This is a genomic window from Methylobacterium sp. J-059 (assembly GCF_022829485.1).
Lineage (GTDB): Bacteria > Pseudomonadota > Alphaproteobacteria > Rhizobiales > Beijerinckiaceae > Methylobacterium.
The window spans coordinates 64,801-78,398 of record NZ_JAKSYA010000152.1 but is presented as its reverse complement, the minus strand read 5'-3'; the positions used below and the strand labels follow the sequence as shown (position 1 = coordinate 78,398).

Sequence of the window (13,598 nt, the reverse complement as noted above, 5' to 3'; positions counted from 1 at the left end):
CTCACAGGCCGTAACGCGCCCAGGCCGCACGCTCCTCGATCGCGGCGATGGCCTCGTCAGCCAAGCCGATCCCGCCCGGCGCCCCGCGGCGCAGCAGGCGGGCGACGAACGACCCCTTCGCCTCGGCGATCAGCCTCAGGTCCACGTCCTCGCCGAAACGGGCGCGCAGCGTCGAGCGGATGTCGCCGACCGCGTCGACGAGCCCGAGCTCGAGAGCCTGCCGTCCCGTCCAGATCGCCCCCGTGAACAGGTTCTCGCCGGACCTCAACGTCGGGCGACGCGTCGTGACGAGACCGGTGAACAGGTCCTGCACGTCGGCCTGGATGCGCAGCAGGCGCTCGACGTCGGCCGGGTTCTCCGGCCGGAACGGATCGAGCATCGCCTTGGCGTCGCCCTGGGTGTGGACGCGGCGCTCGACGCCGATGCGCGCGAGCAGCTTGTCGAACCCGAAGCCGGCCGAGACGACGCCGATCGAGCCGACCACCGAGGTCGGGTCGGCGACGATGGTGTCGGCCGCGCAGGCGATCATGTAGCCGCCCGACGCCGCCACGTCCTCGACGAAGGCGTAGACCGGCAGGTTCTTCTCCACGGCGAGATCCCGGATGCGCCGGTGGATCAGGTGGGATTGCGCTGGCGCGCCGCCCGGCGAGTTGATCACGATCGCCACGGCGACCGCGCCCGGCATCGCGAAGGCGCGCTCCAGGCTGCCCGCCACCGTGGCGATCGAGAGGCCCGGGCGCAGCGGCGAGACCGCGCCGATGGCGCCGTTCAGGCGCACCACGGCGACGCGCGGCCGCGTCTTGCGAAAGCGCGCCGGCAGGAGCGCACGCACGAAATCCGGAACGGCGAAGGACATGGAGATCCGATGGTGGGAGAAGGCCCGCGTCGGGGGAGGTGGTCATCGCCGGCCCCGCGGCAAGGCTTGCGGCGCAGGGCGCGTCGTTTCGCGGCCTGCCGATCGAACCGAATCGTGCCGGCCGCCGTTTCCGGCGCGGCGGAGCGTTCTCCGCCCGGGCGGGGCCCGACCCCTCGCCCGTCCCACAGGCAAGGAGAGGACGTCTCGATGCGATCCTGGAGATTTGTGATGGTCGTGCTCGCGCTGCTCGGCGGCGCGACGGGCCTGAGCCTCTCGGCAAAGGCCGCCCCGATGACGGTGCCGATCACCGCCGCGCAGAACGATGCCGCGCCGCTGGTGCAGAATGCCCGCTGGCACGGCCGCCGCCATTGGCATCGCCACCATCGCTGGCACCGGCATCACCGCTGGCACCGTCACCATCACTGGCGCCGGCATCATCACCACCACCATCACGGTCATCATCGCCGGCTGCGGTTCTACTGAGGTTTTGCGAGGGGGGCGTCCGGGACGCTCCCCTCTTTTCACCCGTCGCGGATGTTTTGCGCTGCATGCACCTTCACGCCGGCCAGGGCCGGCCACGGTGCAGGGCGTCCGCCTCGGCGGTGAAGCCGCCGTCCGCCCCCTGCAGGACGAGCGGCGGATGCAATTCGAGCGCGGCACGGCTTCCCTTGGTCGCGCGGACGAGGATGCGGATCGCCGGACGCTCGGCGCGGGCGTGGACCGGACGGATCGCGACGCCGCCGAAACGGTTGCGCAGGGCTTCGAGGCAAAGCGGCAGGGCGTCGACCCGATGGATCAACCCGAGCCGACCGTCCGGTCGAAGCAGGTCGGTGCAGGTCCGGATCCAGCGCTCCAACCCGCCCACAGGGAAGTCGTGGGCGGCGGCCTTGCCCGCGTCCGGCGACGGGCGGTGACGTCCCGCCTCGAAGAACGGCGGGTTGGTGAGCACGATGTTGGCGCAACCCGTTGCGAGGCCGGCGCTGCGGCGATCAGCACCGGAGGCGAGCACGTCGGCCTCGACCACCGTCACCCGGTCGGCCATCGCGTTCAGCTCGGCGTTCCGGCGCGCCAGCGCGGCGATCTCGGGCGCGCGCTCGACCAGCACGATGCGGCTGCCGGGTTCGCGGATGCCGACGGCGAGCCCGACCGCCCCCGTCCCGGCCCCGACGTCGCAGACGACGTCGCCCGGCTTCGGCTCGATCCACCGCGCCAGCAGGACCGCGTCGGTCCCGGCTCGATGGTTGCCGCGCGGCGGCTGCAGCAGGCGCAGGGTTCCGCCGAGAAAGTCGTCCGGCACCTCGGCCATGATCAGGGGTTCGCGTCGCGAAGCTCGTGCGCGAGCCCGGCGTCGCGCAGGAGCCGGCGCGCCTGCGCGGCATGATCGCCGGGCACCAGCAGGCGCCGGGGGAAGGCGCCGATCGAGCCCTCCATCAGGCTCATGTGGTTGTCGGCAACGAGCACCGGAATGTCGGCGCCTTCGAGCAGCGATTGCGCGAAGCCGATCAGGACGATGTCGTTGGTGCGGATCAGCTCGGTCATCACAACCCTGTTCGCGATGGAGGGCGCTTTCGTCGCGTGCGCGCTGGCGTGCGCCGGCACCATATCCGGTTTCGCGGACGCATGTTGCGGTGCCCTCAAGCGCATGCGAAGGGGTGGCGCATCGCGCGCTGCAGTCGAAATCGGTCTGGAGGCATCGGACCTTGGGTGTCGTCGTTTCCATCGAAGAAGGCCGCCCCGACGCGGAAGCGAGCCTCGCCGACCTCGTGGCCCTGGTGTCGGGCGGCATGGAGCGGGTGAACGCCCAGATCCTGTCGCGCACCGGTTCCGACGTGGCGATGATCCCCGAGGTCGCCAACCACCTGATCGATTCCGGCGGCAAGCGCCTGCGCCCGATCCTCACCCTGGCGAGCGCCGACCTCTGCGGCTATTCCGGCCACGACGGGGACGTGAAGCTCGCTGCCAGCGTCGAGTTCATGCACACCGCGACCCTGCTGCACGACGACGTGGTGGACGGCAGCGACATGCGCCGCGGCAGAGTCGCCGCGCGGATCAAGTGGGGCAACGAGGCGAGCGTGCTCGTCGGCGACTTCCTGCTTGGGCAAGCGTTCCGGATGATGGTCGAGGTCGGCTCCCTGCGCGCCCTCGACATCCTCTCGGCCGCCGCGACGGTGATCGCCGAGGGCGAGGTCATGCAGCTCACCGCTGCCAAGAACACCGGCACCTCGGAGGACGCGTACCTCGCGGTGATCCGTGCCAAGACCGCGGAGCTGTTCGCCGCCGCCTGCGAGGTCGGTCCGGTCCTCGCCGGGCGCCCGGTCGCCGAGCAGGAGGCCTGCCGCGCCTACGGCATGAACCTCGGCATCGCCTTTCAGCTCATCGACGACGTGCTCGACTACGGCGGCACCAGCGCAGCGCTCGGCAAGAACGTCGGCGACGATTTTCGCGAAGGCAAGATCACCCTGCCGATCGTGCTCGCCGTCCGCCGCGGCACCGAGGAGGAGCGCGCCTTCTGGCGCCGGACTCTGGAGCAGGGTGCGCTGGAAGACGGCGATCTCGAGACCGCGCACGCGATCCTGCGGCGCCACCACGCCCTCGAGGAGACGGTCGCCCGCGCGCGCGACTACGGCACGCTGGCACGGGATGCGCTCGATCCCTTCCCCGAAAGCCCGATGAAGTCGGCGCTGCTGCAGGTCGTGGATTTCTGCGTTTCGCGCGTCCACTGATCCGCACGCGGCGGCCCTCGAACCACTCCACAGATCCTCTCGACGCCTCCGCCCGTCCGTCAGCGCAGGTAGGTCGCGACCGTCCACCACGTCGGCTGCGTCGAACCGATCGCGCGCGCGGCCCGCGACGCCGAATGACGATCGGCGAAGACCGCGAACACCGTCGCGCCCGAACCCGACATCCGCGCAAGCCGGCAGCCCGCCTGGGTGCGGAGCGCCGCGAGCGCGGTGCCGATCGCCGGCGCCACGGTCAGCGCCGGGGCCTCGAGGTCGTTGCGCGCCGGCCCGATCGCCGCGACCAGAGCCTCGACCCCGGATCCCGGGCCGATCTCGGGATGGGGCACGCCGTTCAAGGCATCGCCGACCCGGAGGCCGAGCGCCTTGAACACCGGTGCCGTCGGCACCGGCACGCCGGGGTTGATCAGCACCGCCGGGAACGGCTGCATCCCGAGCGCCGGGCCGATCTCCTCGCCGGCGCCGCGCATCATGCGGGCCCGCGGATCAAGGCAGACCGGCACGTCGGCCCCGGTGGCCCGCGCGGCGGCGACCACCGCCGGATGGTCGAAGGGCAGGCCGTTCAGCTCCGCGAGCAGGCGCAGCGCCGCGGCCGCATCCGACGACCCTCCGCCGATCCCCGCCGCCACCGGCAGCCGCTTGACGAGATCGAACGCGCCGAGCCTGAGATCGGGCAACGCCTCCGCGAGGTGCCGGGCCGCCCGCACGACGAGGTTGTCGCCGGTCGGGCCGGCCGGTCCCGCGGTTGGGCCGCTCACAGAGAGCGACAGCTCCGGGCCGGGATCCAGCGTCAGCGCATCGCCGACGCCGGCGAACGCCACGAGGCTTTCCAGCACGTGATAGCCGTCGCCGGGGCGACGCCCGAGCACGTGCAGGGTCAGGTTGATCTTCGCCGGGGCGCGGGTGGTGAGCAGGGGCACGGGCTCTCGTCGGGGCGATGACTTGGAGCGGCAGGCCATACGAGGCGGGCGCCAGCGCGGCAACCCGCAGGCGTACGCCCGGCATTGTCGGCCCGCCAAGGCCGGCCTAGGATCGCACGGTGTCCCGATCCGAATACGCCGATCCGCTGCCGGACGACCTCGCCACGTTGATCGCGGCGATCCGCACCCGCATGCGACCGCGGGCGATCTGGCTGTTCGGGAGCAGGGCCCGCGGCGATCATCGTGCCGACAGCGATTGGGACCTCGTCGTCGCGGTGCCGGACGATGTTTCCGACGATGCGCTCGATCCCATCATCGGGTGGTCGATTGGCCGCGAAGCCGGCATCTCCGCCACGATTCTCGCCGCCCGCGAAAGCGAGCTGGCCGAAAGCTGGGGCGTCCCGAATACCCTGAGCTATGCCCTCGCCCGCGAAGGCCTGAGACTCGATGTCCAAGGGGCGTAGGATCGCGACCTGCCTCGAGCTTGCCCGCGATTGTGCGAAGGATGCTCGCATCCTGCTCAAGGCCGAGTCGCGGAACGCTGCCTACTTGGCGTCGCAGGCCGCCGAGCACCTGATCACAGCCGTCGCCACGGCCGAGGGCATCCACATCGAGCGGAAGGACACCCACCAGCTCGATACCATCGTTCGGAAGATCCCGGAGGAAAACCCGGATCGCCGGGCGCTCGCAGCGATCACGTTCCTGGAAGCCTCCGCGACCAGCTATCGCTACGGGACACCGACAGGGCGTGTTCCGACGACTCCGTCGTCCGACCGCGTCGAGGACGCACTGGCAGTGATCGATGGGCTGATCGTATCCCTCGAAGAGCATTTCGCGATCGAAGCCGAAGTCGGCGGGACCGCGTCGAACCCGGTCCCGCGTCGATAAGCCTGCTTCAGCCGCCGCTCTTCTTGTCGGCCGAGCCCGGCGCCTCGCTCGGGGCCGGGGCGCCCTTCGGCAGTTCCGGGTTCTCGGCGTTGTGCGGTGCGGCCACCGGAGCCGGCGGGTTCTCCGCCGTGGCGGTCGGCTTGTCGGTATCGGGCAGGCCGTTCTTCAGCTTCTCGTTGATCTGCACGAGGTCGTCGGGCTCGGGGTTCAGGTCCTTGGCGTGCTGCCACTGGAACTTGCCTTCGAGGCGCCGGCCGGAGCGCCAGTAGGCGTCGCCGAGGTGGTCGTTGATGGTCGGGTCGCCCGGCTTCAGCTCCACGGCCTTCTCGAGCTCGCGCACCGCGTCGTCCCAGCGCCCGAGGCGGAAATAGGCCCAGCCGAGGCTGTCGACGATCATGCCGTCGCGCGGGCTGGCGTCGGCCGCCTGCTTCAGCAGCTTGAAGGCGTCGTCGATGTTGATCTTCTGGTCGACCCAGGAATAGCCGAGATAGTTCAGCACCTGCGCCTTCGCCGCCGGCTGGCTCGCCGGCACGAGCTCCAGAGCCTTCTTCAGGTCGGCCTCGGCCTTCGGCCATTGCTTGGCCCGCTCGTAGGCGGTGCCGCGGAAATAGTAGGTCGTCCAGAAGTTCGCCTGCGGCCGGTCGCCGATGAGCGCGATCGCGCGGCTGTAGGTCTCGGCCGCCTCCTCGTACTTCTTGCGCGAGCGCTGCACGTTGCCGAGCGCGGTGATGACGTCGATGTCGTCGGGATGCGCCTTCATCGCGGCGTCGAGGTACTGCAGCGCCTCGTCGCCCTTGCCGGCCTGCTCGAGGTTGAGGCCGATCTGGATGTCGGCGTTGAGCTTCAGCGGCGAGGTCGCCGGGATCTGGGCGTAGGCCTCGTTCGCCTTCTCCGGCTGCTTCATCCGGTCGAGGGTGTCGGCGAGCGTCAGGCGCGCCAGCGCATGCTCGGGGGCGAGGTAGAGGGCGAGCCGGAGGTAGACCACCGCCGGCAGCTCGTCGCCCTGCGTCGAGCCGGCCGAGCCGAGCCCGTACAGCACCTCGCCGGCGCCTTCCTGCGCCGTGGTGACGAGGCGGGCGAGCGGCTTGCCGGCCTTCAGCTTGTCGAGGGCATCGCGCACGATCGGGTGGCGCGGCATCAGCGCGTCGAAGTCGGTATAGGCCTGGATCGCGAGGTCGGTGCGGCCGGCATTGGCCTCGAAGCGCGCGTAGGCGTCGACGATGCGCAGGGTGTTCTTGTCGGCGTCGTAGGCCGCCTTGAGGCGGCGCTCCGCCTCGGCCTGGTCGCCGGTGACGCTGGCGATCAGGCCGGCATGATAGTCGCGGAAGGTGTTGTAGTAGCGCTCGCCCTTGAGCTTGCTCACGGTCTCGAGGGCGCGCTTGCCGTCGCCGGCACCCGCATAGGCCCAGGCGGTGAGGAGCGTCGCGGTGAGGTCGGCGGCAGCCCCGCGCCCGCTGCGCGAGAAATTCTGGCGGGCGGCGGCCCACTGGCCGGCCTTGATCTGGCGCACGCCGAGCGACAGCTGCGCCAGCCCGTTGGTCGAGTCGCGGTTGACGAGGCGTTCGGCCGCGCGGAACGCGTCGGGCAGGGCGCCGTCGGCGAGCAGCGAGACGAAGGCCCGCTCCAGCAGATCGGTGTTGCGGGGGTCGGCCTTCACCGCCTCGCGGTAGAAGCTCGCCGCCGCCGCGGTGTCGCGGGAGGCCCCGGCGATGTAGGCCGAGAGGAAGTTGCCCTCGAGCGACTCCGCCGGCTCGTACTCCGACATCGGGCTGGATTCGCGCGGCTGCATCGCGAACGCTTGCCCGCCGAGCGACACGCTCGCGGCGAGCGTCAGGGCGAGCACCGTGCGGGTGCGGCGGGGACGGACATCGGTCATGGGCACCGTTCACGGCTCCTGCGGGCGCCTGCCCATCGCGGCCAGGCGGCGCCGAATTCGGCGGGGACACTGGACTCTTCCCGCCATGCCCGCAAGGCGAAAGGATGGCGCGGGCCCGACCGCCGGACGCCGCCGGACCCGCCGCGATTCGATCGTTCCAGGCCCCGACGGACGACCCTTTCGGCTCGCGCGTCCGGTTCCCGCGAAGCGGGTTCGCCGAGCGAATCCGCTCCGCGCGACGTGAATCGCGCGGAGCGGACGAGGCGGATCGATCCGATCACATGTTGGGGTAGTTCGGCCCGCCAGGCCCCTCCGGCGTCACCCAGTTGATGTTCTGGTTGGGGTCCTTGATATCGCAGGTCTTGCAGTGGACGCAGTTCTGCGCGTTGATCTGGTAGCGCACGCCGTCGCCGGCGGCCGCATCCTCGACCCACTCGTAGACGCCCGCCGGGCAGTAGCGCGCGGAGGGCCCGCCGAACACGTCGTGCTCGGAGGTCTTCTGCAGGCCCATGTCCTTGACCTGAAGGTGGGCCGGCTGGTCCTCCTCGTGGTTGGTGTTCGAGAGGTAGACCGAGGACAGCCGGTCGAAGGTGAGCTTGCCGTCGGGCTTCGGGTAGACGATCGGCGTCACCTCGGAGATCGGCTTGGTGCAGGCGTGGTCGGGCTTGCCGTGCTTCAGCGTGCCGAAGATCGAGGCGTTCAGCAGGGTGTTGGACCACATGTCGAGGCCGCCCAAGCCCACGCCCGCGAGCGTGCCGTAGCGCGACCACAGCGGCTTCACGTTGCGGACCGCCTTGAGGTCGGTGCCGATCGCGCTGTCGCGCCAGCCGGCATCGTAGGCGGTGAGCTCGTCGCCCTGGCGCCCGGCCTTCAGCGCGGCGGCGATGGCGTCGGCCGCCTGCATCCCGGAGAGCACCGCGTTGTGCGAGCCCTTGATGCGCGGCACGTTCACGAATCCGGCGGAATCGCCGACGAGGCAGCCGCCGGGGAAGACGAGCTTCGGCACCGATTGCCAGCCGCCTTCCATGATCGCGCGGGCGCCGTAGCCGATGCGCTTGGCGCCCTCGAACACCTCACGGATCATCGGGTGGGTCTTGAAGCGCTGGAACTCCTCGAACGGCGACAGGGTCGGGTTCTCGTAGTTCAGGTGCGTGACGAAGCCGACCGAGAGCAGGTGGTCGTCGAAGTGGTAGAGCCACGAGCCGCCGCCGGCCTTGTTCGGCAGCGGCCAGCCCATCGAGTGCCGCACCAGGCCCGGCTCGAACTTGCCGGGGGCGAGCTGCCACAGCTCCTTCACGCCGAGCCCGTACTTCTGGTGGTCGCTGTGCCGGTTGAGCTGGAACCGGTCGATCACCGTCTTGGTAAGCGAGCCGCGCGCCCCCTCGCCGAAGATCACGTACTTGGCGCGCAGCTCCATGCCGCGGGTGTAGTCCTCGCGCGGCTCGCCCGACTTGGCGATGCCGAGGTCGCCGGTGGCGACGCCGACGACGACGCCCCGGTCGTCGTAGAGCACCTCGGAGGCCGGGAAGCCGGGATAGATCTCGACGCCGAGCGCCTCGGCCTTCGCGCCGAGGTACTTGGTCACGTTCGAGAGCGAGCCGACGAAGTTGCCGTGGTTCGACATGAACTTCGGGAAGAACAGGTTCGGCAGGGTGACGCCGCTGTTCTTGGTCAGGAACAGGAACTCGTCGCGCTCCACCGCGGTCTTCAGCGGCCGCTCGGGATCGTCGCGCCAGTCCGGCACGAGGACGTCGAGGCCCGACGGGTCGATCACGGCGCCCGACAGGATGTGGGCGCCGACCTCGGAGCCCTTCTCCACGACGACCACGTTGACCTCGTCGCCGCTTTCGAGCGCGTGCTGCTTCAGGCGGATGGCGGCGGCGAGCCCGGCCGGCCCCGCGCCGACGACGACCACGTCGAAATCCATGCCCTCGCGTTCGGGATGCGCCATGCCTGTCGTCTCCTGCCGTGTCTCGTTCGTGCGCGCGGACCGTGCGTCTCCGCCGTCCGATCGTTCGATGCGCCGTTGCCGTCGTTCTGAACCCGTTCCAATGTAGGTTGGCAAGCCGCTGCTGGCAGGGGATCGGGCGCGGGAGCGGCCAAGTTGCGCAGCGTCGCGGCCTGACGCCGACCGGAATGCCGCGTTGTCCACAGGCGTGCGAAGCCCCACATGATGCTCATGACCTCGTCGGCGGACGCACAGCGCGACCTGATCGCGTACCTCGATTTCCATGTGGAGAGCGGCGTCGACCTCGCCCTCGACGAGGCGCCCCACGACCGCTTCCGGGAAGCCGACACCCCGGCGCCGACCCTGCGTCGCAGCGCGCCCGTGCGCGAGGCGCAGGTGGACGCGCCGCGCCTGGAACAGCCGGAAGCGCCGCGCCGCGAGCTGCCGCCGCGGGGCGATCCGCCGCCGGCGCCCGAGAAGGCTGCGCCGCGCACCTACGGGCAGTCGGCATCGGCGAAGCCCGAGGATGCGGCGATCGATGCGCGGGCACGGGCGAAGGATGTCGGGACGCTCGAGGAGCTCGAGGCGTTGATGGCGACCTTCGACGCCTGCCCGCTGAAGTTCACCGCGAAGAACCTCGTCTTCGCCGACGGCAATCCGGCCGCGAAGCTGATGTTCATCGGCGAGGCGCCCGGCGCCGACGAGGACCGCATCGGCAAGCCGTTCATGGGCCGCTCGGGCCAGCTGCTCGACCGGATGATGGCGGCGATCGGCCTCGACCGGACCAAGGCCTACGTCGCCAACGTGGTGCCGTGGCGTCCGCCGGGCAACCGCGAGCCGACGATCCAGGAACTGGCCGTGTGCCGGCCCTTCCTGGAGCGCCAGATCGAGCTGGCCGACCCCGACATCATCGTCTGCCTCGGCAGCCCGGCCACGAAGGCGATCACCGGCACCAAGGACGGCATCCTGAAGGCGCGCGGGCGGTTCTACCCCTACGCGATGCCTCACCGCACCGTGCGGGCCCTCGCCACCCTGCACCCGGCCTACCTGCTGCGGCAGCCGATGCAGAAGCGGCTCGCTTGGCGCGATTTCCGGCTGCTGCGCACCGCGCTCGACGGAAAAGCTTGACCGTTCCGGCGGAACCGTCCTTCGGCCTGTGTCATTACCCTGCGACTCGCGATAACGGCGTCGTGAGAACGAGTGGCGGTCGAGACCATGCGCTGGGACGATTTTCGGAGTTCGGACAACGTCGAGGATCGTCGCGGCGAGGGCGGCGGTGGCGGGATGGGCTTCCCGGGCGGCGGCGCCGGCGGCCTCGGCATCGGCGCGATCGTCGTCATCCTGATCATCAGCTGGGTCACGGGCATCAACCCGGCGATCCTGATGGGGGGCGCCGAGCAGATCACCCGTGGCGGCGGCAGCCAGCGCGAGGAGCCCGCCGATCCGCAGACCCAGACGCGCCGCAAGACCGCGCCGACCGACGACAGCGGCCGCTTCGCCTCCAAGATCCTTGGCAACACCGAGGACGTATGGAGCCAGATCCTGCCGAACCAGACCGGCAAGCAGTACACCCCGACGACGATGGTGCTCTACACCGGCGGCACCCGCAGCGGCTGCGGCTCGGCCCAGGCCGCGATGGGCCCGTTCTACTGCCCGCTCGACAAGAAGGTCTATCTCGACACGGGCTTCTTCAAGGAGATGGAGCAGAAGTTCGGCGTGAAGGGCGACTTCGCCTACGCCTACGTCGTAGCTCACGAGGTCGGCCACCACGTGCAGGACGTCCTCGGCATTCTCGGCAAGGTTCAGGCCCGGCAGCAGCAGGCGTCCTCGAAGCGAGACGCCAACGCGCTTTCCGTGCGGATCGAGCTGATGGCCGACTGCCTTGCTGGCGTCTGGGCCAAGAACTCCAACGACAAGTACAACGCGCTCGAGCAGGGCGACATCGACGAGGCGATGAACGCGGCGAGCGCGATCGGCGACGACAAGCTGCAGAAGCAGAGCCAAGGCTACGCCGTGCCGGATTCGTTCACCCACGGCTCGTCCGAGCAGCGCCAGCGCTGGTTCATGAACGGCTACAAGAGTGGCCAGACGAAGTCCTGCGACACGTTCCGGACCGCGAACAACTGACCCTGGCCGGCTTGCTCCCTCCTCTGCGGGGGAAGCGATGCGGCTCACGGCGATTTCGAGCGCTCGGACTAGCACGTGCGGACGCTCGCCGAGCGTCGAACGATGCCGCGATGGCGATGCGGGAGAGAATGGTGGACGGTGCAGGGATCGAACCTGCGACCTTTCCCGTGTGAAGGGAACGCACTACCGCTGTGCTAACCGTCCGTACCGCGCGTCGACACGCAGTCGCCGCGACCGGGGCGACCGGCGCTGGCGCCTTCGATCCCGGGACGAGGGCCTTCTAGGGCGGGGTAGGCGGCGGCGTCAAGCTGCAGAACCGGCGCAACCGCCCACCAATGTCGACGGCCGCGCCGGCTCCGATCGGAAAACTTCCTCGCGACCTACTGGCCGCCGGCGTTGCCGCCGCCGCCGCGGCCCATCTGGGGAACGCCGCGCTCGGGCTGGTCGGCGTTGCCGCCCGCCGCGGAATCCGTCGTGACCGTCGCCGCGCCGGTGCCGGTCGGCGCGACCACGGCGCCGGCCCCGGAGCCGCTGTTCGTGGCGCCAACCGGAACCGCGACGGTGCCCGGCGGCGTGCCCGGCGCGACCTGCTGAGGCGGGTTCGGCTGGCGGATCGGTGCCGGCGCGTTGCTCTGGGCGAAGGCCGGCGTCGCCGCGGCGACGAGGGTGGCGAGGAGGATCGATCGCATCGGAGGGTGATCTCCCTGGATAGTGGACGCCGCGCTGCGCGCAGCCGGTCGAACGACACAGGTCTTCAACCGCGAAACCCGGCGCGCGTTTCCGTCGGTCCTCGCGGGGCGTGCGGCTCCCTCCGTCCGACGGGCTGTGGCCGAGCGGGTCGATTGGGAGTTATGAGCCCAGCATGGCTCCTCTCGTCCGCTTCGCGCCGTCTCCGACCGGCTTCCTCCACATCGGCAATGCGCGCCCGGCGCTGCTGAACGCGCTGTTCGCCCGCGCGCGCGGCGGCCGCTTCCTGCTCCGGCTGGACGACACCGACCGCGAACGCTCGACCGAGGCCTTCGCCGAGGCGATCGAGACCGACCTCGCCTGGCTCGGCATCGTGCCGGATCTACGCGCCCGCCAATCCGACCGGACCGCGATCTACGACGCGGCCGCCGACAGGTTGAAGGCGCTCGGCCGACTCTATCCTTGCTACGAGACGTCGGAGGAGCTGGAGCGGCGGCGCAAGCGCCAGCTCGGCCGCGGCTTGCCGCCGATCTACGACCGCGCCGCGCTCGCCCTCACCGCCAACGAGCGGGCGGCGATGGAGGCCGAGGGCCGTATCCCGCATTGGCGCTTCAAGCTCGAACCGCACGTCGTCGCCTGGGACGACCTCGTCCGCGGCGAGGCCCATGTCGACTGCGCCTCGCTCTCGGACCCGGTGCTGGTGCGGGCCGACGGCAGCTACCTCTACACGCTGCCCTCGGTGGTCGACGACGCCGACCTCGGCGTCACCCACGTGATCCGCGGCGAAGACCACGTCACCAACACCGGCGTTCAGGTGCAGATCTTCGAGGCGCTGGGGGCGACGCTGCCGATCTTCGGCCACCACAACCTGCTGACCACGGTGGACGGGGAGGGGCTTTCCAAGCGCCTCGGCCACCTCTCGCTGCGGTCCTTGCGCGAGGCGGGCTACGAGCCGGCCGCCGTCCGCTCGCTCGCCGTGCTGACCGGATCGGCGGAGGCGGTCCGCGCCGTCGCGACGCTGGACGAGCTCGCCGGCCTCGTCGACCTCGCCCACATCTCGCGGGCGCCGGCCAAGTTCGACCCGCACGAGCTCGACGGGCTCAACGCCCGCATCCTGCACGCGATGCCCTTCGCCGACGCCGCCGAGCGCCTGGACGCGCTCGGCATCCCGGCCGCGGCCGCCGAGCCGCTGTGGCTCGCGGTGCGGGCCAACCTGCACAGGATCGACGAGGTCCGGGACTGGTGGGGGGTGGTGGCCGGGCCGGTGACACCGGTGATCGCAGACGCCGCCGTGACGGCGGCGGCCCTCGACACCCTCCCGCCCGAACCCTACGGACCCGAAACCTGGAAGGCCTGGACGACGACGATCCGCGAGCGGACCGGCGCCAAGGGCAAGGCGCTGTTCATGCCGCTGCGCCTGGCGCTCACGGGGCTGGAGCACGGGCCGGACCTCGCGGGCCTGCTGCCGCTGATCGGCCGGGACCGCACCGGGCGACGGCTCGCCGGAGAGACCGCCTGAGACGCCGCCTCCCGGGCGTATCCTGGAAAAAACGTCGGC

General features: G+C 70.8%; 14 protein-coding genes and 1 tRNA gene. 7 read left to right on the top strand and 8 right to left on the bottom strand.

Going from position 1 to position 13,598, the window contains the following annotated elements; genetic code table 11:
* Position 1: 1 nt before the first annotated feature.
* Positions 2 to 856: a S49 family peptidase gene (locus MKK55_RS22840; protein ID WP_243937787.1), complete on the bottom strand. Its 855-nt coding sequence runs from the start codon at positions 854 to 856 to the stop codon at positions 2 to 4.
* Positions 857 to 1,084: 228 nt separating this feature from the next.
* On the opposite strand from MKK55_RS22840, the gene MKK55_RS22835 reads away from it, so the two are divergent.
* Positions 1,085 to 1,339 carry a hypothetical protein gene (locus MKK55_RS22835; protein ID WP_187275371.1) on the top strand — a complete coding sequence of 85 codons (255 nt, stop codon included), beginning with the start codon at positions 1,085 to 1,087 and terminating at the stop codon, positions 1,337 to 1,339.
* A gap of 73 nt (positions 1,340 to 1,412) precedes the next feature.
* Here MKK55_RS22835 and MKK55_RS22830 read toward each other — a convergent pair whose 3' ends face one another.
* Positions 1,413 to 2,162 (bottom strand): tRNA1(Val) (adenine(37)-N6)-methyltransferase, encoded by a 750-nt coding sequence (locus MKK55_RS22830; protein WP_243937786.1) that lies wholly within the window; start codon positions 2,160 to 2,162, stop codon positions 1,413 to 1,415.
* 2 nt (positions 2,163 to 2,164) lie between these two features.
* Positions 2,165 to 2,395 (bottom strand): DUF2007 domain-containing protein, encoded by a 231-nt coding sequence (locus MKK55_RS22825; RefSeq protein WP_147725411.1) that lies wholly within the window; start codon positions 2,393 to 2,395, stop codon positions 2,165 to 2,167.
* 161 nt (positions 2,396 to 2,556) lie between these two features.
* Between MKK55_RS22825 and MKK55_RS22820 the strand changes: the two genes are divergently transcribed.
* Positions 2,557 to 3,579 (top strand): polyprenyl synthetase family protein, encoded by a 1,023-nt coding sequence (locus tag MKK55_RS22820; protein WP_147725412.1) that lies wholly within the window; start codon positions 2,557 to 2,559, stop codon positions 3,577 to 3,579.
* Positions 3,580 to 3,638: 59 nt separating this feature from the next.
* Here MKK55_RS22820 and MKK55_RS22815 read toward each other — a convergent pair whose 3' ends face one another.
* Positions 3,639 to 4,514: a 4-(cytidine 5'-diphospho)-2-C-methyl-D-erythritol kinase gene (locus tag MKK55_RS22815; RefSeq protein ID WP_243937784.1), complete on the bottom strand. Its 876-nt coding sequence runs from the start codon at positions 4,512 to 4,514 to the stop codon at positions 3,639 to 3,641.
* 167 nt (positions 4,515 to 4,681) lie between these two features.
* On the opposite strand from MKK55_RS22815, the gene MKK55_RS22810 reads away from it, so the two are divergent.
* A complete protein-coding gene (locus tag MKK55_RS22810; protein ID WP_147841300.1) occupies positions 4,682 to 4,978 on the top strand; it encodes a nucleotidyltransferase domain-containing protein in 297 nt (98 codons plus the stop codon).
* Positions 4,962 to 5,402 carry a HEPN domain-containing protein gene (locus MKK55_RS22805; RefSeq protein WP_243937782.1) on the top strand — a complete coding sequence of 147 codons (441 nt, stop codon included), beginning with the start codon at positions 4,962 to 4,964 and terminating at the stop codon, positions 5,400 to 5,402. The genes MKK55_RS22810 and MKK55_RS22805 overlap by 17 nt, the downstream gene beginning before the upstream one ends.
* A 7-nt stretch (positions 5,403 to 5,409) precedes the next feature.
* Here MKK55_RS22805 and MKK55_RS22800 read toward each other — a convergent pair whose 3' ends face one another.
* Both MKK55_RS22800 and MKK55_RS22795 read right to left on the bottom strand, forming a co-directional pair.
* On the bottom strand, positions 5,410 to 7,278 hold the full coding sequence (locus tag MKK55_RS22800) for a tetratricopeptide repeat protein (protein ID WP_147841315.1): 1,869 nt from the start codon (positions 7,276 to 7,278) through the stop codon (positions 5,410 to 5,412).
* A 277-nt stretch (positions 7,279 to 7,555) separates the two neighbouring features.
* A complete protein-coding gene (locus MKK55_RS22795) occupies positions 7,556 to 9,229 on the bottom strand; it encodes an electron transfer flavoprotein-ubiquinone oxidoreductase (RefSeq protein WP_243937780.1) in 1,674 nt (557 codons plus the stop codon).
* A 228-nt stretch (positions 9,230 to 9,457) separates the two neighbouring features.
* On the opposite strand from MKK55_RS22795, the gene MKK55_RS22790 reads away from it, so the two are divergent.
* The gene (locus MKK55_RS22790; RefSeq protein ID WP_243937804.1) at positions 9,458 to 10,354 is read left to right on the top strand and encodes a uracil-DNA glycosylase family protein; all 897 of its coding nucleotides are present in this window, start codon (positions 9,458 to 9,460) and stop codon (positions 10,352 to 10,354) included.
* 87 nt (positions 10,355 to 10,441) lie between these two features.
* Complete coding sequence (locus MKK55_RS22785; protein WP_243937803.1) at positions 10,442 to 11,353, top strand: neutral zinc metallopeptidase; 912 nt, start codon at positions 10,442 to 10,444, stop codon at positions 11,351 to 11,353.
* A 129-nt stretch (positions 11,354 to 11,482) separates the two neighbouring features.
* Here MKK55_RS22785 and MKK55_RS22780 read toward each other — a convergent pair.
* Both MKK55_RS22780 and MKK55_RS22775 read right to left on the bottom strand, forming a co-directional pair.
* Positions 11,483 to 11,557, bottom strand: a tRNA-Val gene (locus tag MKK55_RS22780).
* A 176-nt stretch (positions 11,558 to 11,733) separates the two neighbouring features.
* Positions 11,734 to 12,042 carry a hypothetical protein gene (locus tag MKK55_RS22775; protein WP_243937778.1) on the bottom strand — a complete coding sequence of 103 codons (309 nt, stop codon included), beginning with the start codon at positions 12,040 to 12,042 and terminating at the stop codon, positions 11,734 to 11,736.
* A gap of 173 nt (positions 12,043 to 12,215) precedes the next feature.
* On the opposite strand from MKK55_RS22775, the gene gltX reads away from it, so the two are divergent.
* Complete coding sequence (gene gltX / locus MKK55_RS22770) at positions 12,216 to 13,559, top strand: glutamate--tRNA ligase (protein WP_243937777.1); 1,344 nt, start codon at positions 12,216 to 12,218, stop codon at positions 13,557 to 13,559.
* The last annotated feature ends 39 nt before the right edge of the window (positions 13,560 to 13,598 follow it).

Excerpts from the sequence above, each read along its gene's own strand:
- MKK55_RS22840 (WP_243937787.1), bottom strand. The coding sequence starts at position 856 with ATGTCCTTCGCCGTTCCGGATTTCGTGCGTGCGCTCCTGCCGGCGCGC.
- MKK55_RS22835 (WP_187275371.1), top strand. The coding sequence starts at position 1,085 with ATGGTCGTGCTCGCGCTGCTCGGCGGCGCGACGGGCCTGAGCCTCTCG.
- MKK55_RS22830 (WP_243937786.1), bottom strand. The coding sequence starts at position 2,162 with ATGGCCGAGGTGCCGGACGACTTTCTCGGCGGAACCCTGCGCCTGCTG.
- MKK55_RS22825 (WP_147725411.1), bottom strand. The coding sequence starts at position 2,395 with ATGACCGAGCTGATCCGCACCAACGACATCGTCCTGATCGGCTTCGCG.
- MKK55_RS22805 (WP_243937782.1), top strand. The coding sequence starts at position 4,962 with ATGTCCAAGGGGCGTAGGATCGCGACCTGCCTCGAGCTTGCCCGCGAT.
- MKK55_RS22800 (WP_147841315.1), bottom strand. The coding sequence starts at position 7,278 with ATGACCGATGTCCGTCCCCGCCGCACCCGCACGGTGCTCGCCCTGACG.
- MKK55_RS22795 (WP_243937780.1), bottom strand. The coding sequence starts at position 9,229 with ATGGCGCATCCCGAACGCGAGGGCATGGATTTCGACGTGGTCGTCGTC.
- MKK55_RS22790 (WP_243937804.1), top strand. The coding sequence starts at position 9,458 with ATGACCTCGTCGGCGGACGCACAGCGCGACCTGATCGCGTACCTCGAT.
- MKK55_RS22785 (WP_243937803.1), top strand. The coding sequence starts at position 10,442 with ATGCGCTGGGACGATTTTCGGAGTTCGGACAACGTCGAGGATCGTCGC.
- MKK55_RS22775 (WP_243937778.1), bottom strand. The coding sequence starts at position 12,042 with ATGCGATCGATCCTCCTCGCCACCCTCGTCGCCGCGGCGACGCCGGCC.
- gltX (WP_243937777.1), top strand. The coding sequence starts at position 12,216 with ATGGCTCCTCTCGTCCGCTTCGCGCCGTCTCCGACCGGCTTCCTCCAC.